13 protein-coding genes and 1 riboswitch are annotated in these 18,833 nt (G+C 48.6%); of the genes, 9 read left to right on the top strand and 4 right to left on the bottom strand.

Translation table 11 applies throughout. From position 1 onward, the window contains the following. Positions 1-87: 87 nt before the first annotated feature. The 3 genes from JI741_RS27530 to JI741_RS27520 form a co-directional block, all read right to left on the bottom strand. Positions 88-1,389, bottom strand: coding sequence for a DUF6119 family protein (locus tag JI741_RS27530; RefSeq protein ID WP_202015155.1), 1,302 nt, complete (start codon positions 1,387-1,389; stop codon positions 88-90). 444 nt (positions 1,390-1,833) lie between these two features. Further along, a complete protein-coding gene (locus JI741_RS27525; RefSeq protein ID WP_202015153.1) occupies positions 1,834-3,318 on the bottom strand; it encodes an anti-phage protein in 1,485 nt (494 codons plus the stop codon). Positions 3,319-4,588: 1,270 nt separating this feature from the next. Then, on the bottom strand, positions 4,589-5,071 hold the full coding sequence (locus JI741_RS27520; RefSeq protein WP_202015151.1) for a hypothetical protein: 483 nt from the start codon (positions 5,069-5,071) through the stop codon (positions 4,589-4,591). A gap of 389 nt (positions 5,072-5,460) precedes the next feature. On the opposite strand from JI741_RS27520, the gene JI741_RS27515 reads away from it, so the two are divergent. The 4 genes from JI741_RS27515 (at position 5,461) to JI741_RS27500 (ending at position 8,670) form a co-directional block, all read left to right on the top strand. Further along, complete coding sequence (locus JI741_RS27515) at positions 5,461-6,042, top strand: hypothetical protein (protein ID WP_202015149.1); 582 nt, start codon at positions 5,461-5,463, stop codon at positions 6,040-6,042. 2 nt (positions 6,043-6,044) lie between these two features. Continuing rightward, a complete protein-coding gene (locus tag JI741_RS27510) occupies positions 6,045-6,635 on the top strand; it encodes a PIN domain-containing protein (protein WP_500789624.1) in 591 nt (196 codons plus the stop codon). 131 nt (positions 6,636-6,766) lie between these two features. Next, positions 6,767-7,276, top strand: coding sequence for a DUF7738 domain-containing protein (locus JI741_RS27505; protein ID WP_202015145.1), 510 nt, complete (start codon positions 6,767-6,769; stop codon positions 7,274-7,276). A 272-nt stretch (positions 7,277-7,548) separates the two neighbouring features. After that, entirely contained in the window at positions 7,549-8,670 is a 1,122-nt protein-coding gene (locus JI741_RS27500) for a hypothetical protein (protein ID WP_202015143.1), read from the top strand. Positions 8,671-8,776: 106 nt separating this feature from the next. Here the strand turns inward: JI741_RS27500 and JI741_RS27495 are convergent, their stop codons facing one another. Then, positions 8,777-9,673 carry a Ppx/GppA phosphatase family protein gene (locus tag JI741_RS27495; protein ID WP_202015141.1) on the bottom strand — a complete coding sequence of 299 codons (897 nt, stop codon included), beginning with the start codon at positions 9,671-9,673 and terminating at the stop codon, positions 8,777-8,779. Positions 9,674-9,734: 61 nt separating this feature from the next. Next, positions 9,735-9,857: riboswitch (SAM riboswitch) on the top strand. A 55-nt stretch (positions 9,858-9,912) separates the two neighbouring features. Here JI741_RS27495 and JI741_RS27490 point away from each other — a divergent pair. From JI741_RS27490 to JI741_RS27470, 5 genes are all read left to right on the top strand, one after another. Next, positions 9,913-10,920 carry a homocysteine S-methyltransferase family protein gene (locus JI741_RS27490; RefSeq protein ID WP_202015139.1) on the top strand — a complete coding sequence of 336 codons (1,008 nt, stop codon included), beginning with the start codon at positions 9,913-9,915 and terminating at the stop codon, positions 10,918-10,920. Between the two features lie 87 nt (positions 10,921-11,007). Next, positions 11,008-13,683, top strand: coding sequence for a methionine synthase (metH, locus tag JI741_RS27485; protein ID WP_202015137.1), 2,676 nt, complete (start codon positions 11,008-11,010; stop codon positions 13,681-13,683). A 58-nt stretch (positions 13,684-13,741) separates the two neighbouring features. Next, positions 13,742-14,698, top strand: coding sequence for a methylenetetrahydrofolate reductase [NAD(P)H] (metF, locus tag JI741_RS27480; RefSeq protein ID WP_202015129.1), 957 nt, complete (start codon positions 13,742-13,744; stop codon positions 14,696-14,698). A gap of 89 nt (positions 14,699-14,787) precedes the next feature. Next, positions 14,788-16,185 carry a tetratricopeptide repeat protein gene (locus JI741_RS27475; RefSeq protein WP_202015126.1) on the top strand — a complete coding sequence of 466 codons (1,398 nt, stop codon included), beginning with the start codon at positions 14,788-14,790 and terminating at the stop codon, positions 16,183-16,185. 166 nt (positions 16,186-16,351) lie between these two features. Beyond that, positions 16,352-18,757, top strand: a complete 2,406-nt coding sequence (locus tag JI741_RS27470) for an ABC transporter permease (RefSeq protein ID WP_202015124.1) — start codon at positions 16,352-16,354, stop codon at positions 18,755-18,757. Positions 18,758-18,833 lie beyond the last annotated feature (76 nt).

Genomic DNA, 18,833 nt, shown 5'->3' with positions numbered 1-18,833 from the left:
GTTCCTGTTGAAATGTGGAAGACTCCCAGCCGCACAGGCCGACACCGAGTATCCCACATTCCAACAAGGGGTTTACGATGATAATTATTACATTCGAGTGTAGCTACTCAGGGGAAGCTTACGACTGGATAGCGAGGATTTGGATCCTTTTTTTACATGGATAATGTAATCCTTCGTTAGTATATCGCAAAACTCGATATTGTAGGAATAATTGGGATGGTTGTAAAATTCCTGGTCCCAATATTGTCCTCCAATTGCTGCCGCAGCTGCGTAACTATAATCTTCTTCAATTTGATTTTCATCCCATTGCGGAAGATCAAGATCGTCGATTTCATACTGTCTTATGAATTCTCGCAAATCTTCTAGGTACCTTTCTTGTATTTCGTACCAGATACCTCTGAATAAAATGCAAGTGTTGTCATGGAAAGGCAATTCAAGAAATAGACATTTGTAGAATGGCCATGTCGAGGTGATGGTGTCATTTTCATCTACGATGGTAATTGTTCTCCCCTTAATGTATTGTAAATCTAGGGTTCGGGTCTCATCAAGGTCAGAATAGAAATCATTAATGTCAATTTCGTTGTATTCAGTGCCTTTGGGATGAAATCTATAGCTGTCTTGGTCGCCCACGGATTCGTAGTCTACTAGATAGATGGTGTCATCCTGAGCGATTAGTCGTTCTAAAAGCTCATTGTTTAGCTCCTGTATTTCGTTCTTGTCCTTTATTTTTTTTGTTGATGTCAATCTTTTGTATTCGGCGGATTGGATTGCAGTTGAATAGTCAGTAAGTAATTGTTCGCAAAGTTCTTTTATGCTTTGTAGTGAATTGGGGACTGGGGATGAGTAGAATTCCTTTCCCTTTATTAGATTTTTTTTTCCTTTAATTGTCGTATTGAAGCCACTCAATTCGGTAATGTTTTCAAGAAAGCTATCAATGTTGAAATTGTCTTTTGTTGTAGGGACTGTGGCTGCTCGTGTGTTTGTTAATGGATTTGCCCCCAATGTAAAGGATTCGACTTTTTTCATTTGGTCTTTGCTCATTCTTTGAAAGGCTGCAGCCAGACCGAATTCGTGTTCAATGTTTTCTCGCTTAATGTTTGATACTGAACTGCCAAAACAACATGCAAATATTCTGTCTTGAGTTTTAAGTGTTAAAATTGCTCCAGCAGAGGATGATGTTACATAGTCCACATTTAGGGAACTAAAAGTCTCGACAAGTTCAACCCATCGGGCTGTGTCAGGCTCACTTAACCTTTGATGAACGGAAAATTCAATTCTTGGATTTCCTTTTGTGGGTACGCGAACTAGGCCTTCTCCGGTAAGCAAATCGGCTGATTCTAGGTCAGTAAATGTTTCTTGATATAGGCAAATGGCAAATTTAGGGTTCATAGTTAACTTGAATGTGGATATTGAACAACAGTAGGGAGCGGACAAGAGGTGTCAATTGTCGTAAGTGAGGTGCGAGAGAGTGATGCCGTATTGATATCACAGCTGCGCTTAAGGAATAGTAACTGACGAAATACCCACTCATAGAATACAATCTCTGGTCTCCCTAGACTCCGAGTGGGCTGAACAACAGGTGGACCCTATCATTCCAAGGAATCGATTATACCAATATATACATTCCCTTATAAACTTCAAATCCGCGCTCCGTGTCAAGGCCGCTCAACCAAGGTTAACATAGAAGAACACAGGTGGTTTCTATCCAAAGGATTCAACGAAGATTTCTTGGGGTACATTGATGAAATTAATTGAAATATTGATTGTTACTGTACCGAAACAATTTCGATTGATATATTTTCCGTCATTTTAATAACTTATTATTTCCGAAGTTCAAGTTTGTTTTTTTTGACAAAAGACAACTTTAGGATCTTTGATTCTGTAAATTGCATTGCCCTTCTCCTGTCTTACGTTTTCAATTAGGCCTATCCTTTCCATTCCGACGACGTAATTAGTGGTTGATCCGCCCGTCCCAGCTTTTTCACTAAGGTGATTTTTTGTGAATTCTTCAGTCTCTAGTTTTAGTAAATGGGCAGCATAGGAATAGATATCCATGGAATTAGCCCTTGCGTTAGATTTTTTTGGATAGTATTCAAAGTAGTTGAAGTCCAATACGAATTTCGTCAAGGAGTCATTCAAAATGTTTGTGCTGAATGCTCTGCTCTCTGAGTTTTGTCTAAATTGCTCTTCAAAGATTATTTTAAATATGTGAATTATGTCCCTTGGGTTTGAATTCGCAAGTTCGAATACTTTATTGATTTCTTCCGTTGTGACTGATTTGTCGAATAGGTTCCTGTAGTTGTTGACATTGCCCCCTGAATAGATTTCGAGTCTTTTGTTGAGGAGTTTTTCTAGGTCTGATTTGCTCCATCGTAGTGAAGGGCAGTAGTATTTTTGCGTCCTGACTAGGTCTTCAATAAACCTAAACGGTGTTGACCAAATAAAAAAAACGAGCTCGAATTCTTGGATACTTAGCAGATTTCCGTCAGTAAGAAAGGGTGCCATAAACTCGGAGATTACTTCGGCATCGTTTTCAAACCGGATGTCTTCATCTAATCTATCCAAAAGGATGACTGGTTTTTTAAAGCCCAGTTTTTTTGAGATATCGCCAACCCTAGTGAGGAGTCGAAAAGAAATTTCCTGGTCAAAAAAATCACTATCAACGTTTAGCTTTAGCTCAGGGAAAAATTCTTGTATTTGATTGTTGTCTTCCAAGATTGGAAGAAAGGAGTAGTGTTTGATGAGATATTGATAGGTTATGTTTTTTACGACGGTGCCGCTAAAATTCAACGGACCTCTAAATTTGTTATAGCCCCAGTTTAATAATCTGACGAATGGATTGATCTGGATTTTAGAGACCTTATCCTTAAGAGAGTTTTGAGAAATTGGAGTTAGGAACTCTGATAAAAGATAAGACAATAGGATTTTGTCTTCAGTGCTAATTCCTAGTACTTTGTAAGGAGCGTTGCCGATCTTAGCGAATAGGTCTATTAGAAAATTTGAGATTATTAACTTATAGATTTCCTGGGAAGTTGGCTTCTTATTTAGTTTGCTGAAATCGTGGATTGTTGTTATGATCCTTTTTTGTGGGGATAGGTGTCGCTTAAAATCTTCAAGTATCGCAGTTTTTCCGCTGCCTCTTTCACCCAATATAATTATGTTTCGGCCATCCTTAAAGGCATCAATGATGGGGTCATATTCACCTTGAGAGACGAATATTTTTTTAGCAATATTAACTTCTTGCTCTGTTGTAAACGTAGTGAAGGGAAACTCGTTAAGCCCAAAGGCTTGGTAAAAGTCCTTATAACTCTTGGTCATGGCTGCTATGGTTAAAGATTATTGGATTACGGATAACACTTACTAATTGGCGAGCAATTTGAAAGACATGAAACGTTTAAAGAATTGTTGATTTTCTGGTACGGCTTTGAAACGACCTGCAACACGTCGCAATTGCCAGGATTCTGCTGTCTCATGAAAGAGGTAGTATGGATTCAATATGGCCCAAGTAAAGTATACGCTTTAAATCCCAGATTCCGAGTGGGCTGAACAACTGGAGGACCCTGTCATTCCAAGGAATCGATTTGACCAAATGTATACATTCTCGCATAAAATTCAAATCCGTCCGCACCAGACGATATTTCTTCATGCCTCGGTTCGGGGTCTAAGAAGAAGGCTTGTTCCCGAAGTTGTGGTTCTTGAGAATGGCCCTCTTGGAGTCTTGATGGCAATTCAAAGATTTCCCCCCAACGCGCGATATACGCAACCTCGCCGTCGGACCTTGACCCAACAACGCCCATTCTTTTCATGCAAATGCCCGAGAAAAACCCCACAACATTCCCAAACAAACACCCAACACCCTCACATCCCACGCACCGTCCTCCCATTCCCTAACAATCACCACCAAAAAAGACCAAACATTTCACAAAAAAAGGTCCGACGTCGACACTTCACCATGCAACGTCGGCATGTAAACTAGCAACGTTGTCACTTCAAATAGCAACGTCGCAGTAAAAAGCTCCGACGTCGCAGTTCTACATATCAGCGTCCGATGTTGAAGTAGCAACGTTGTCATGTTTTTAGCGATAGATCCATACTTTTTTCTCCGACGTCGACATCGCGAGGTGCGACGTCGACACTTTACATAGCGACGTCGGATCTTTTACCTCCAACGTTGCAGCTTTATCCTCCGACGTTGCTACTCTACGGGTCCGGCTTTGCTGCAAAATCAGACAACGTCGAAGCTTTTATCTCCGACGTTGCTATTTGAAGTGACGACGTTGCTATCTGAAGTGACAACGTTGCTACTTGAAGTGACGATGCTGAGTAGTTGAACACCGATGCATGACAAATTTTCCTCTTAAACACTGACACGCGGAGTTCTGAACACCAATGCCGGTGTTCCACATATCGACGTTGATATGTAACATAGCAACGTTGGTGTTTTGCTTGATGTGGGAATGCTGTTTTTTGCGTGCTGCGGCGTGCGCACGGCGGGGTAGGGGCAAAAAAAATACAGGCAGACTGTGGTGGCGCCACGGTGCTGCCCGTATTGAGAAAACCCTTTGCAGGGTGACCTGTCGGCGTATTGCTACGCCGTAGGTTCAGGGGCCGGATCTTCCGGTTTAGCAATGCGCACAAAACGCGCCGCCAGGTCGGCTTCGACCGTCTTTGCACCCATGGTGCGGGCCTTTGCAGCCGTTTTCACGGAGGCATAGTAAGAACGGGCGGCCGCATAGGCTTCGCTGCCGGCCAGCAACATGCTGTCGTCGATCTGATCTGCCAGTTGTGACATGGACTGATACAGAGCGTTCAACATGCGTGCTGCTTTAAAGTCGGCCTCGAACTCTTCCACCTTCACAAAGGGTGGCAGAAACTCGGGGTTGCGCCGTGCATAGTCAACCGCCTTTTCGGTGAAGGGCAATGAGCCATCGCCCATTTTCGCAAACGACTTGCGCTGCTTTACGCTGAGGGTCACCAACTGGCCATCAAACAACTTCTTCAGCGTTTGCATGGCAGCTTCGGCTTCCGCCCATTGTGCGTCGGTCAACGAAATTGAAATCAAGTTTTCCATAATGTATACACCTCCTTTCCGTTACGCTCGTAACACCAGCCCTCCAGCCAAAGAGCGGGCCAAAACCCGATCTGCGAAATTTTAGCGCAAACGCAGTTTTTGTGAAGATGCGCGTTGCAACGCCGACGATATTTCGTTGGTGGCGACGATATTTCGTTGGGTGTATGGCGGAAGCAGGGGATTTCCGGGGTGTGTCTTTGGTTGAATGGATTCGAAAAAATAAATAAAATACGATCTCGACGAATGTCGTTATGGACGCTACGCTTGTGATCGGAAATTGTGCGAGTACTGAATTTTATGGTGTCGAGGATTTGCATTTTGCAATGCTTCCTATGGGTAGCACTCTGTATGAATTGAATTTGATTGGCTGTTTCGTAAATTGCCAAACTATGTCGTTACCCACTGTTTTTATCTCCTACAACCCAGACTCCGATCTGGAACAAACCCTCGCTGTGAGGCTCCACACCATTGGCGCCGTGAGTGGATTTGATATGTTGTTGCCAGACCGCAGCCGCCACAGCAAAACGATTTCGCTGGAAACGAAAAACCGGATTAACATCGCTTCTTATTTCATTCTGTTTTCCACCTCGCCGCTAAGTGCGGTTGTTCAGCAAGAAATAGCCTGGGCGTTTGACAGGCTGCGCGACAGGTCGCGCATCATCATTATCTACGACCAGCGGGTTGGTAAAAATCTGAAGAACGCCGAGAACTGCACGGAGATTTATGTAGATCTAAATGCCGAACCTCAGAGCATTGCGTCGGAAATTACCAGCAAGCTGAAATCCATTCCCAAAAACGGTAGCGGCGATTTCTCGTCGGGCATGGGTGCGCTGTTGCTCACTGGCCTTGGCCTCTTCGCGCTCGCCTCGATTCTCGACGACTCCTTTTCAAAACCCAAGAAGCGTAGCGGGAAAACCACTGCCAGAAAAAAACCTGCGAAGAAGACTACCAAAACCAAGAGGCGGGTTTGAGTATGCAGCGAACGGCCATAATAGACACCACCACGCTGGTGAGTTTTACATATCTTAAAGACCTCGGAATCTTTCACTACCTCAGAAGCTATTTCCACAGAGTTCATATTCCAACAAAAGTCAAAACGGAATATGAAGCGATGTTGGGCCGAGAACCCAGCCGTGAGTGGGTTCTTGAGCGTTTGCGTCTCAATGAGGGATTTTATTCGCTCTGCACAAAATATGATTTGATTACGCTACAAATCTACAAGACAGTGGCGGGAATTGACGACGGTGAAGCGGAAGCCGCTGCCCAGCAAAAGGTAGTGGGAGCAACGTATATTCTTTCGGATGACGTGATTTTTTCGAATGCGTTAAAACAGATCGACCGACACATAAAGGTCATCACCACCCTTCACGTGATTGCGCTGCTGGACATGAACCAATTACTGAGCAACCGCGACGAAATTCTGAGAACGTTTCATCGACGCAGGAAATTTAAGTCTATCCATCTCAGGCAGGCGTATACGGAGATCGTTGCGGGGTTGGGCCTGCAAATGCACAAGAAGGTGTTGAATGCCAAAACAAGTATGAAAGCGTTGGGCCTGGCCTGACGATGGCTTCTTAGGCTGCCATCGCGAAACATCACGTCCCTGAGAACGGGGACTTGGTTGCTCCCGGTTTTTAAATGGGATATGTTTTATTTATTTTGGCGAACACTAAAACCGTTATTAAACTATTTGCTATGAAAAAATTTTTGTTGTCATTACTTGTGCTGGTTTGCGTTGGTACCGTTGCCTCTGCTCAGATTAATCTTAACGCAGATTTCACCAAACAGGAAATTGTGATCAATGGCGTGGCCTTCACCAAAGCCTCAACGCTCGAAGATTATGAGAAGGTTCTCGGAAAAGCAGAACGAATTGAAAAGATCGGTGGCAAAGACAAGATTTTTGCCTACGACAAATCGGGCATTTCACTTTCGTTGAAAACGAACACCAACGTTGTTCAGGAGGTGTACATCACCTACATCTATGACAACGACAAAAAAGTGGCCAAAGAAAGATTTGCCGGAAGCCTGTCGCTGAACGGCAAGACCATTACCGACAAAACGGTGAAGGACGATGTTGCCAAACTTTCCGGCCTGGACTTGAAGGCTGCCATGACGGGACTTTATTTGGGACGTGGAAAAGAGTTGAGCCTGACGGTTTATTATCCGGAGGCGACGATTGGGCAGATTGCTGTTAGTTTCCCTTAGTAGAAGATTGTATTCTTTAGTTTGTCAATTTTGAATTGGTAGTTATGAAATCCCTGATTCATCGTCGGGGATTTTTTTATATTCACACGACATTAATCACCTTGTGAAGAATATAGCTTGGGCCATCGAAATAGTAAGAACTCTCATCAGAGAAGCTGCCTAAAATAGGCCCGGCCTGCTGAAGCAATGGGAGCTGCGGAAATGAAGATGACCCCATGGGGAGGGATCTCGCTACATCAACTTTTTTACACAAGGCTTAAAGCAAGATAAGTATGAATCTATTCATCCGGATACTTTTGATTAGCTTTTCGATTCTCTCCTGTCAGCAACAATCGACTAATGAGCAGAAGGCTATGGCAGAACTCGATCGGCTTTTTTCTGTTTATTGCCTAAGCGAGCATTCAAATCAAATTAGTAGTCAGGACGTAATAATTTTTTCAAAACGAGGTCGATGGGCGCAGTCCTACTATTTGGTATTAAAACGGAATCAAAACAATATTAGTGTTACTTATCATGAAGTTGATATTTATCAAAGCAACAACCCTGAAATGCTTTTTTTTCAAGGCATTTCGTTTTTCATTGATTCAAACAGGTGGAATGAAATTGTTCATCAATGTGAAGCACTATTAAATGGGGATGGCAATGATAGTTTTAGCGATGGAATACTCGACGCCACGGAGTATATCCTTTCGTATGGCGGAAAAGCCCGTGTCGTCAATGCCGGCGCTGATGCGGAGCGATTTGAGGAATTTGCTGGATATCTTAAAGGGAACGTCATTGATCCGGCTAAAAAGTGCAGAATGAATGATTGCCCCACTGGCAGAGAATTACAAGTATTGCAATTTTTGCGTGACAATAACCTGCCGCTAAAGAATCTTAAACGTGACGGATTTAGACTGCATTTTAACTGCGACTCCGCACTTTTTCTTAAAGGAATTTTCGGCGACTCAATAAAAATTTGGACAGCTAGTAGGCTCTCATGGTATGAACTGGACCAATTAATGGAACATATCAACAAAGATAAATTTGGAAAAAGCCAATATATAAACGCCGTTCGTAAGGACGGACGAGTGGAACTAGTAGAAATGCATGAGACCACTTTTGTAAGAAGGAATGATTCGATTTACCAGATGAGTCAATTTATCAAACCGAAACTGATATTTCATCCAGATATGTTTTTGAATGGACGAAACGGGATAAAGCTGGACAAGAAGTTTAATTACGAAGGGGATAGTATTGTCTTAGGGCGTCGGTGGGTTAACAACAACTTAAACCATTACTATATCATAATAGAAAATCAAGATGATGGAGAGCCGACTGCGTATTCATTCACGTTTGACGAGAACTTGAAATTTATCTACTGGGAGGACTGCGATCGTCGCGCGATGAGATAAAGCGACCTACAGGTCGAGGACGCGCCATGGAACAAAATTAAAATACGCATGAACAATGGGAGCGCTTTGGAGGCAACGACTGGGCGTGGTTTTTCCGTGCCCTTGGCTATTTGAATTCTATCTTATGCTGCGACTTGTTCTTCTCATACAAGTACATCATAATCCCATCTTTCAAACCAACCTCGGGCACCAGTATGGCGTTGGCGTTGGCCCACTCCATGGCTTTGGTGTAGATGTCGCTGGCCGGGATGATGACGTCGGCGCGGTCGGGGTTCATTTGGAGTTTGTAGATGCGCTCTTCGAGGGTGTAGCTCTCTACCATTTTGCGGATCTCTTTCACCTTTTGCAAACTGATCGTCTTGCCGGGTTTCATCTTGGCGAGGTCGAAGATCTTGCTGATGTTGCCGCCGGTGCCCACGGCGGTTACTTTGCCGTATGACTTCTTGATGTTGTCTTTCACCCAGTGTTCCATGTCTTGCCACATGGCGGGCGAGTCGTTGTTTTCGAGCACGCGCACGGAGCCGATCTTGAACGAGCGGGTCTTTATCTTTTTGCCAGCCACATAGAGGTTTAGCTCGGTGCTGCCGCCGCCCACGTCTATGTGCAGGTACGTTTTTTCAGTGAGGAAGGAGTGGATGGCGCGGTTGATGAGTTCGGCCTCGCGGTTGCCGTCTATGATGTGGATGGTGATGCCCAGCTCTTCCTGGAGGTCGCGGGCCAGGTCGCTGCCGTTTTCGGATTCGCGCATGGCCGAGGTGGCGCAAAACATATAGTCGTCCACTTCGTATAACTCCACCAGCAGCTTGAAGGCGGTCATCAGCTTCTTGAACTTGGCCACGCTTTTGTCGCTTATGCGGCCGGTGGTGAACACGTCGTGGCCCAGGCGAAGGGGGAAGCGAACATATTCCAGCTTCTTGAACAGGAGGGTGGGCGAGTTGTCTAACGCGGTCGAAACCTGAAAACGGATCGCGTTGGAACCAATGTCGATGGCGGCTAGTTTCATTATCAGCTCAAAATTAAGCTATTGGCTTTTTATTTTAAGCACTTATTGTTTTTCTTTGCATTGCTTATCCAGAAAGACCGAGGGAACGGGCCCGACGACGTCTTAGCATCCTATTCCGAAATCGAAACCGGAATGTTGTGCTAAATCCCTTTCCGACGCATCTGCGGTCGGGAAAAGATAAGTAAACCCACCTCACGGGCTCTCTGGATAGGCACAACAACTTACTAAGGGAGGGCTTTATGAAAATCGAAGACATCTTGAAAGAACGCATCATGGTGCTTGACGGCGCCATGGGAACTATGATTCAGCGACACAACCTGGAGGAGAAGGACTTTCGGAACGAACAACTGAAAGACCATCCGCATCCGCTCAAAGGCAACAACGACCTGCTGAGCATTACGCGGCCCGACATCATTAAAGAAATTCACCGCCAATATTTTGAAGCCGGTTCCGACATCATCGAAACCAACACCTTTGGCAGCACGTGGGTGGCCCAGGCCGACTATCACCTGGAGTTTCTGGTGTATGAAATCAACTATCAGTCGGCAAAAATTGCCAAGGAGGTAGCCACCGAGTTCACCTTGAAAGAACCCCACAAGCCCCGCTTTGTGGCTGGCTCTATGGGCCCCACCACCAAGCTGGCGTCCATGTCGCCCGATGTGAACAACCCCGGCTATCGCGCCATCAACTTCGATCAGCTTGCTGGCGCCTTCAAGGAGCAGGCCAAGGGCCTCATAGACGGAGGTGCAGACCTGCTGTTGCTGGAAACTATCACCGACACGCTCAACGTGAAGGCTGCCTTGTTTGCCATACAGGAATTGTTCGACGAAATAGGCCGCACCATTCCCGTGATGGTGTCGGGCACCATTACCGACGCCAGCGGAAGAATCTTGTCGGGCCAAACGGCCGACGCCTTCCTGATTTCGGTGTCGCACGTGCCGTTGCTTAGCATTGGGTTGAACTGTGCCATGGGGGCCTCGGCGCTTCGTCCCTATCTGAAAGTGCTCGACGAGAAGGCGCCGTTCTTTGTGAGCGCCTATCCCAACGCCGGCTTGCCCAACGAGTTTGGTCACTACGACCAGACCCCTACGGAGATGGCCGCCGAAGTGGAAGAATATCTGAAAGAAGGGCTGGTGAACATTGTGGGTGGCTGCTGCGGCTCCACGCCCGATCACATTCGAAGCATCGCGGTGATGGCGGCGAAATATTCGCCACGCAAGCGCGAACGCCTGAAGGAAGCCAGCTAGTTTTTTTTTGATTGAATTGGATTACAAAACACGCCCTGTCGGCATACACTCGTTCACACAACACACGTAAATCAAGAACCCTTGTCTATGGATCAGATATTGAAGTTAAGTGGCCTCGAAGCCATTGAGATCACGCCGCTATCGAACTTTGTCAACATCGGCGAGCGGACCAACGTTACGGGCTCCGCGAAGTTTCTCAAATTCATTAAGGAAGACAAATTTGACGAGGCCCTGGAAGTGGCCCTCGACCAGGTGCGCGGTGGCGCCCAGGTGATTGACGTGAACATGGACGAAGGCATGCTGGACTCGCAGGCGGCCATGGTGAAGTATCTGAACCTGATGGCAGCCGAGCCCGAAATATCGCGCATTCCCGTGATGATAGACTCGTCGAAGTGGGATGTGATTGAAGCCGGGCTCAAGTGCATTCAGGGCAAGGGCATTGTGAACTCCATTAGCATGAAGGCGGGCATTCCCGAGTTTGTGCGCCAGGCCAAACTGGTGAAGCGCTATGGCGCCGCCGTGGTGGTGATGGCGTTTGACGAACTGGGCCAGGCCGACACCTACGAGCGACGCATCACCATTTGCAAGCGCGCCTACGACATTCTGGTGAACGAGGTGGGCTTTCCTCCCGAAGACATTATTTTCGATCCCAATATTTTTCCCGTGGCCACGGGCATCGACGAGCATAGAAACTATGCCATCGACTTCTTTAACGCCACCAAGTGGATTCGCGAAAACCTGCCGCACGCGCACGTGAGCGGCGGGGTGAGCAACGTGTCGTTTAGCTTCCGCGGAAACCAGAAGGTGCGCGAGGCCATGCACTCGGCGTTTCTCTATCACGCCATTCAGCACGGCATGGACATGGGCATTGTGAACCCCACCATGCTGGAGGTATATGACGACATTGACAAGAACCTGCTGGAGCGCGTGGAAGACGTGCTGCTGAACCGTCGCGAAGATGCCACGGAACGCCTGCTGGAATTTGCCGAGACGTTTAAAGGCGCCACCAAAGAAAAGAAGACCGACGATGAATGGCGCAAGGGCTCTGTGGAAGAGCGCCTCACGCACGCGCTGGTGAAAGGCATTATCGACTTCATAGATGTTGACACGGAAGAGGCTCGCCAGAAATATGGCCGTCCGCTGTTTGTGATTGAAGGCCCGCTCATGTCGGGCATGAACGTGGTGGGCGATTTGTTTGGCGCCGGCAAGATGTTTCTTCCCCAGGTGGTGAAGAGCGCCCGTGTGATGAAAAAATCTGTGGCCTACCTCACACCCTTCCTCGAAGAAGAAAAGCGCCTGAGCGGCACCTCGCACCAACCCACCGCCAGAATTTTGATGGCCACCGTGAAAGGCGATGTGCACGACATCGGCAAAAACATTGTGGGCGTGGTGCTGGCCTGCAACAACTATGACGTGGTGGACCTGGGCGTGATGGTGCCCCCCGAAAAAATTATTGAAGCCGCCAAGCGCGAGAAGGTGGATGTGATTGGTCTTAGCGGCCTGATCACCCCGTCGCTGGACGAGATGGTGTATGTGGCCAAAGAAATGCAACGCGAGAAGTTTGTGATGCCGTTGCTGATTGGTGGTGCAACCACGTCGCGTATTCACACCGCCGTGAAAATAGATCCGGTCTATGACGGCCCCGTGGTGCACGTGCTGGACGCGTCGCGTTCGGTGCCCGTGGCCAGCGAGCTCATCAGCAAGCAGACCAACGCCACGGCCAAGGCACGCTTCAAGAAAGAATATGCCACCATGCGCACGGAACACGAAAACCGTAAGCAAACCAAAAACTACATTCCGCTTGCCGAGGCACGCAGCAATAAAACAAAAGTGAACTGGGCCGAGGCGAAATTCACCAAGCCCACGTTTATTGGCCGCAAAGAAATTGTGGACTATCCGCTGGAAGAGATCCGCGAGTTTATTGACTGGACACCGTTCTTTCAGACGTGGATGCTGGCCGGTCGCTATCCGGGCATCCTCACCGATTCGGTGGTGGGTGTGGAAGCACAAAAGCTTTTCAACGATGCCAACAGCATGCTCGATACGCTCATCAAAAACAAAACGCTGAAGGCCAGTGGCGTCATTGCCATCTACCCGGCGGTGAGCGACGTAGACGATGTGCATTTGTTTGAAGAACAAGGCCAGGACAAACCGTTTGCTACTTTCCACTTTCTGCGCCAGCAGAACAAGAAGGCGGCGAACCTTCCGAACTTCTGTCTCTCCGATTTCATTTCGCCCGAGCGCGGCCAGGACTACTTCGGCATGTTTGCCGTCACAGCCGGGCTGGGTCTGGACGAGTGGGTGGCCGAACACAAGGCCGACCAGGACGACTATTCGGAAATTATGGCCAAAGCATTGGCCGATCGCCTTGCCGAAGCCTTTGCCGAATGTCTTCACTTGAAAGTGCGCAAAGAACTGTGGGGCTATGCGTCTGACGAAGCGCTGACCAACGAACAACTTATTGACGAAGCCTATGCGGGCATTCGCCCGGCACCGGGCTATCCGGCCTGTCCCGATCACACGGAGAAGCGCCTGTTGTTCGATTTGTTGCAAGCCGAAAAGGTGGGCATCAACCTAACGGAGTCGTATGCCATGTATCCCGGCGCGGCGGTGAGTGGTTTCTATTTTGCAAACCCGGCGTCGAAATATTTCGGGCTGGGCAAGATTGAAAAAGACCAGGTAGAAGACTACGCCAAACGCAAGAACATGCCCGTGGCTGAAATTGAAAAATGGTTGTCGCCCAATCTCAGCTACGACATCTGAGCGAGCCTTTAAAACATTGTCTATAGAACCTTTAACCCTTTCTTAACACGCATCCTAAATGAAAGTCACCGAGCACATCGCAAACGCCAACGGCAAAACGTTATTCACCATCGAAATACTTCCGCCTTTGAAAGGCGAAAACATCAAGAGCCTTTTTCAGAACATCGATCCGTTGATGGAGTTCAAGCCGCCCTTCATCGATGTGACCTATCATCGCGAGGAATATGTGTATAAGAAAAAAGAAAATGGATTGCTCGAGAAACGTTCCACGCGCAAGCGCCCCGGCACGGTAGGGATATGTGCCGCCATTCAAAATCATTATAAGGTAGACACCGTGCCCCACATTATTTGTGGTGGCTTTAGCCGCGAAGAAACCGAGAACGCGCTCATTGACCTCGACTTTCTGGGCATAGACAACGTGCTGGTGTTGCAGGGCGACCCCATCAAAACCGAACCACGCTTTGTGCCCGATCCGGATGGTTATATGTATGCATCGGAGTTGTTGCAACAAGTAACCAAAATGAACTCCGGCATCTACCTGGACGACGAGCTTCAGCACGCTGCGCCCACAGATTTTTGCATTGGCGTGGCGGGTTATCCCGAAAAACATTACATGGCTCCAAACCTGAAAAGCGACCTCAAATACCTGAAGTTGAAAGTGGATCTGGGTGCCAAATATATTGTGACGCAGATGTTTTTTGACAACTCGAAGTATTTTGAGTTTGTGGACAAATGCCGCGAGGCGGGCATCAATGTGCCTATCATTCCGGGCATCAAGCCGTTAACCACCAAGGGGCAGCTGAACATCCTCAGCAAAACATTCAACATCGACATACCCGAAGGTTTGTCGGATGCTGTAGACGAGTGTAAAGACAATCATGCCGTGAAAGAAGTGGGCATTGAGTGGACCATTCAGCAATCGAAAGAACTGATGAAAAAAGGTGTGCCAACGCTTCATTATTACACGATGGGAAAATCGGACCCAATCTACAGGATAGCAAAAGCCCTATTTTAGCGTATCTTTGGGGCTTGTTTTTAGAAGGCTTTTACATAAGGACCATTTTGCATTTTACCCGTGTTGCCGTGCTCTGCACAGTGGCCACTATGGTATGTGCCCAGCCGCAAAAAATCGATTCGCTGCTGAAGGTGTTGCCGCAAATGAAAAACGGCGCGCCCCGCATCGATGTGCTGAACAAGCTCGCCTTTTCCTATACCACCGTGTCGGCCACCGAAGCCGAGAAGTTTGTGACCGAGGCCATTCGCCTTGCACAAGGCAACCACTATCAGCGTGGTCTTGCCGAAGGCTATAAAGTGTTGGCACTCATTTTCTATCAGCGTGGCGAGCACGACAAGTCTATTGAATATGCCTATGCTTCGCTGAAGCTCTACGATGCCCTGGAAGACAAGAGCGGGCAATCGAAAGTGCTCAACAACATTGTGATGACGTTTATGGCACGCAAGGATTATGCGCGCGTGCTTGAACTGACCCAACGCTCGCTGCGCCTGAAGCGGGAGATTGGCGACAGCCTGGGCGTGGCCACATCGTTTCTGGCGATGGGAGAATACTACGCACACCTGGAGCAGTATGACGTGGCCCTGCAATATTGCAAAGACGCCCTGCGCCGCTACCAGAACCTGGGCGACGACTGGCGCACCAGCCATGCGCTGTTGCAGATCGGCAACGTGTATGCGTTGCAAAAAAACTTTCCGTTTGCTTCGGTCAACTACTACGATGCCATTCGTTATGCGCGGCTCACACACGACATTTCGCAGACGGTGGTGGGCTATAAACAATTGGGCAAACTCTTTCTGAGTGCACAACAATTCGATTCGTCGTATCGCTATTTGCGCAAGGCCCTGGTGCTGGCCCGCGCCAACGAAAGCCGTACCAGCGAAATGGAAACGCAACGCGCCATGGCCGAATATTTCACCACCACCGGCAACCTTGACTCGGCCCTGCATTTTACCAACACCGCCAACGACCTGGAACGCCGCATCTACGACATGCAGAAGTCGCAGCAGATCGCCTCGTTGCAAATGCTCTATGACTTCGACAAGAAAGAGCAGGAGCTGGGCTTTCAGCGCTTGCAGATCAGGCGGCAATATGTGGCCATCTCGGGCGTGACGCTCATCCTGATTCTCTCCATCATTTTTGGTTATAAGCTCTACAACCTGAACAAGACCAACCACCAGGCCAAGGAAGCGTTGCTGAAGTTGAATGCCGACATCAACAAGATAAACGCCAACCTCGAGTCGATGGTGCAGGAGCGGACGGAGGAGATAAAACAGCAGAACCAAAAACTTATTGAATATGCCTTCTTCACGGCCCACGAAGTGCGCGGACCACTGGCCCGCATTCTGGGTCTGGTGGAACTGGCCAAGCTGAAAGAGCTTGACCAGGACCGTGAAGAAATTCTGGCCCGTCTCGAAAATGCCGCCAACGAACTTGACGAAGTGATCCGCACCATTAACCGGAAACTGGAAAACAACCGGCGCCTTTAAAAGCCCACCTCACGCGCCCCGCGGTATGTCCGGGCCCGGACGTTTTCGTTCGATTCTATACGCTCCAATAGCGGCCACGCATCCAAAACCCGCATAGCATGCACCAATGGCCACATTGCCTTCGTGGCACTGTGATTGTGATTGCCTTGGCCAAACCGGTTTACCTATGCTTAAAAACTACATCCTCACAACCTTGCGCAACATCTCCCGACGCAAGGGCTTCTCGCTATTGAACATCGTGGGCCTTTCTATCGGCCTTGCCGCCAGCCTGCTCATTATGCAATATGTGAAGGACGAGTTTAGCTATGACGACTTTCATACGCACAAGGAAAACATCTATCGCGTAGAGTTTGATCGCTATCGCGAGGGCGAGCTGGTGATGCAATGCGCCACCACGTTTCCGAAAGTGGCGCCGGCGTTGCTAGCCGACTATCCTGAAGTGGACAAGGCCTGCAGGTTATATCTGCGCTATGGTGGCGGTGTGGTTCGCTATGAAGACACGGCCATTAAGGAAGACAATCTTTTTAGCGTGGAGCAAAGTTTCTTCGACGTCTTTTCGTACCCCCTGCTGAAGGGCGACCGGAACACGGCCCTGAAAGAAGTCAACACCGCCGTGGTGGAAGAAGAAACGGCGCGCAAATATTTTGGCGAGGCCGATCCCATGGGCAAACGCATCCGGTTTGGCACCGAAGAAGAATATGAAATTACCGGCGTGATGCGCTCGCCCGAAAACTCGCACCTCAAATTTTCTTTCCTGCTTTCGTATCCCACCCTGGTGAAACATTTTGGCAAAGACGTGGAAGAGGCGTGGGGATGGTATGATTTCTATACCTACATTTTGCTGAAGCCCAACGCCAATGCCGCCGCGCTCGAAGCCAAACTGCCCGCCCTCGTGAAGAAGTATGGTCCGGAAGGCGACGACAAGAAAGTGAAGTTTGTGTTGCAGCATTTGCCCGACATCCATTTGAACTCCGACCTGTTGCAGGAAGCCCGCGTGAACGGCAACGGCAGGTCTGTCTATTTTCTTTCCATCATCGCATTCTTCATCCTGGTGATTGCGTGGGTCAACTACATTAACCTGGCCACGGCGCGGGCCGTGGAGCGCGCCAAAGAAGTGGGCGTGCGCAAGGCCATTGGTGCAGGACGCACCCAGCTGATGGGCCAGTTTATTGCCGAAGCATTGATGGTGAACTTTGCCGCCGTGGTGTGTGCCATCGCCATGATGAGCGCTGCCATTCCCGTGTTTAATGCCTTGTCGGGAAAAGCGTTGACCACCAGCATTCTTGTTGATCCGTATTTGTGGCTGGCGGCTGCCGCGTTGTTTGTGGCGGGCTCGGTGTTGTCGGGGTTGTATCCGGCCGTGGTGTTGTCGGCCTATCAGCCTGCGCGGGTGTTGAAAGGTTCTATGAAGGGAACACGCGAAGGCCTGATGCTGCGCAAGGTTTTGGTGATAACGCAATTTGTGGCGTCGGTGGCGCTCATTGCCGGAACGTTGATTGTGTACAGGCAACTGCAATTTATGCAGCACCGCGACCTGGGCATTGACATTGAGCAGATGGTGGTGATTGATGCGCCGGGTGTGGTGCCCAACGCCAGGCTATATTCGTCGCAATATGATGCGTTGAAAACCGAAATTCTTAATCACCCTTCGGTGCAGTTCATGACGGCGTCGTCGGAAGTGCCGGGCAACCTCATCTATTGGACCAACGGCAGCAAGCGCATTGGCACCGACCAGGAAGTTGCCAGCATTGGCATGTATCGCATGGGCATTGATCACGATTTTTTTGATACGTATAAAAACAAAGTGCTGGCCGGTCGCATTTTTTCGCGCGCGTTCACGGCCGATAGCAGCAGCGTGGTGCTGAACCGGAAGGCCATTGAACTGCTGGGCTTTAACTCACCCGAAGGTGCCGTGGGAGGGCAGGTCTCGATTGGCGGCGACACGCTGACGGTGGTGGGTGTGGTAGACAACTATCACCAGGAGGGGTTGAAGAGCGACTTCCGCCAGACGGCATTTTCGCTGGCGCCGCGAAACCATTCCTACTACAGCATTAAAGTGGAGGCAAAGAATGTTGAACAAACGCTCGCCTTCATCGAAGAAAAATATACGCAGCAGTTTCCCGAAAATCCCTTTCACTATTTTTTCCTCGACACCTTCTTTCAGCGGCAATACAAAGCCGACCAGCAGTTTGGGCAGGTGTTTGGTTTCTTTGCGTTGCTGGCCATTCTGGTAGCGTCGCTGGGTTTGTTTGGGTTGGCGTCGTTCACGGCGTCGCAGCGCACAAAGGAAATTGGAATCCGCAAGGTGCTGGGGTCGTCGGTGCCAAACATTTTCCTGTTGTTGTCGAAAGATTTTTTGAAGCTGGTCGTTATTGCCAACGTGATTGCTGTGCCGCTGGTGGTTTTCTTTATGAACAAGTGGCTGCATACCTTCGCGTTCAGGATTGATATCAGCTATTGGATTTTTGTGGTGTCGGCGGTGGTGACCACGCTCATTGCCCTGCTCACGGTGAGCCTGCAGTCGGTGAAGGCGGCGCTGGCCAACCCGGTGAAATCGCTGCGCTATGAATGAGGTGGGCCAGCGAAGAATAAACTGTGATGTGTGCTGTAACCTTTCGTTTGCGAGAAGGTATTGTCTGAATAACACA

This window comes from Chryseolinea lacunae (assembly GCF_016735595.1).
Classification (GTDB): domain Bacteria; phylum Bacteroidota; class Bacteroidia; order Cytophagales; family Cyclobacteriaceae; genus Chryseolinea; species Chryseolinea lacunae.
The sequence above is the reverse complement of the archived record's forward strand: the minus strand, read 5'-3'. Positions and strand labels throughout refer to the sequence as shown.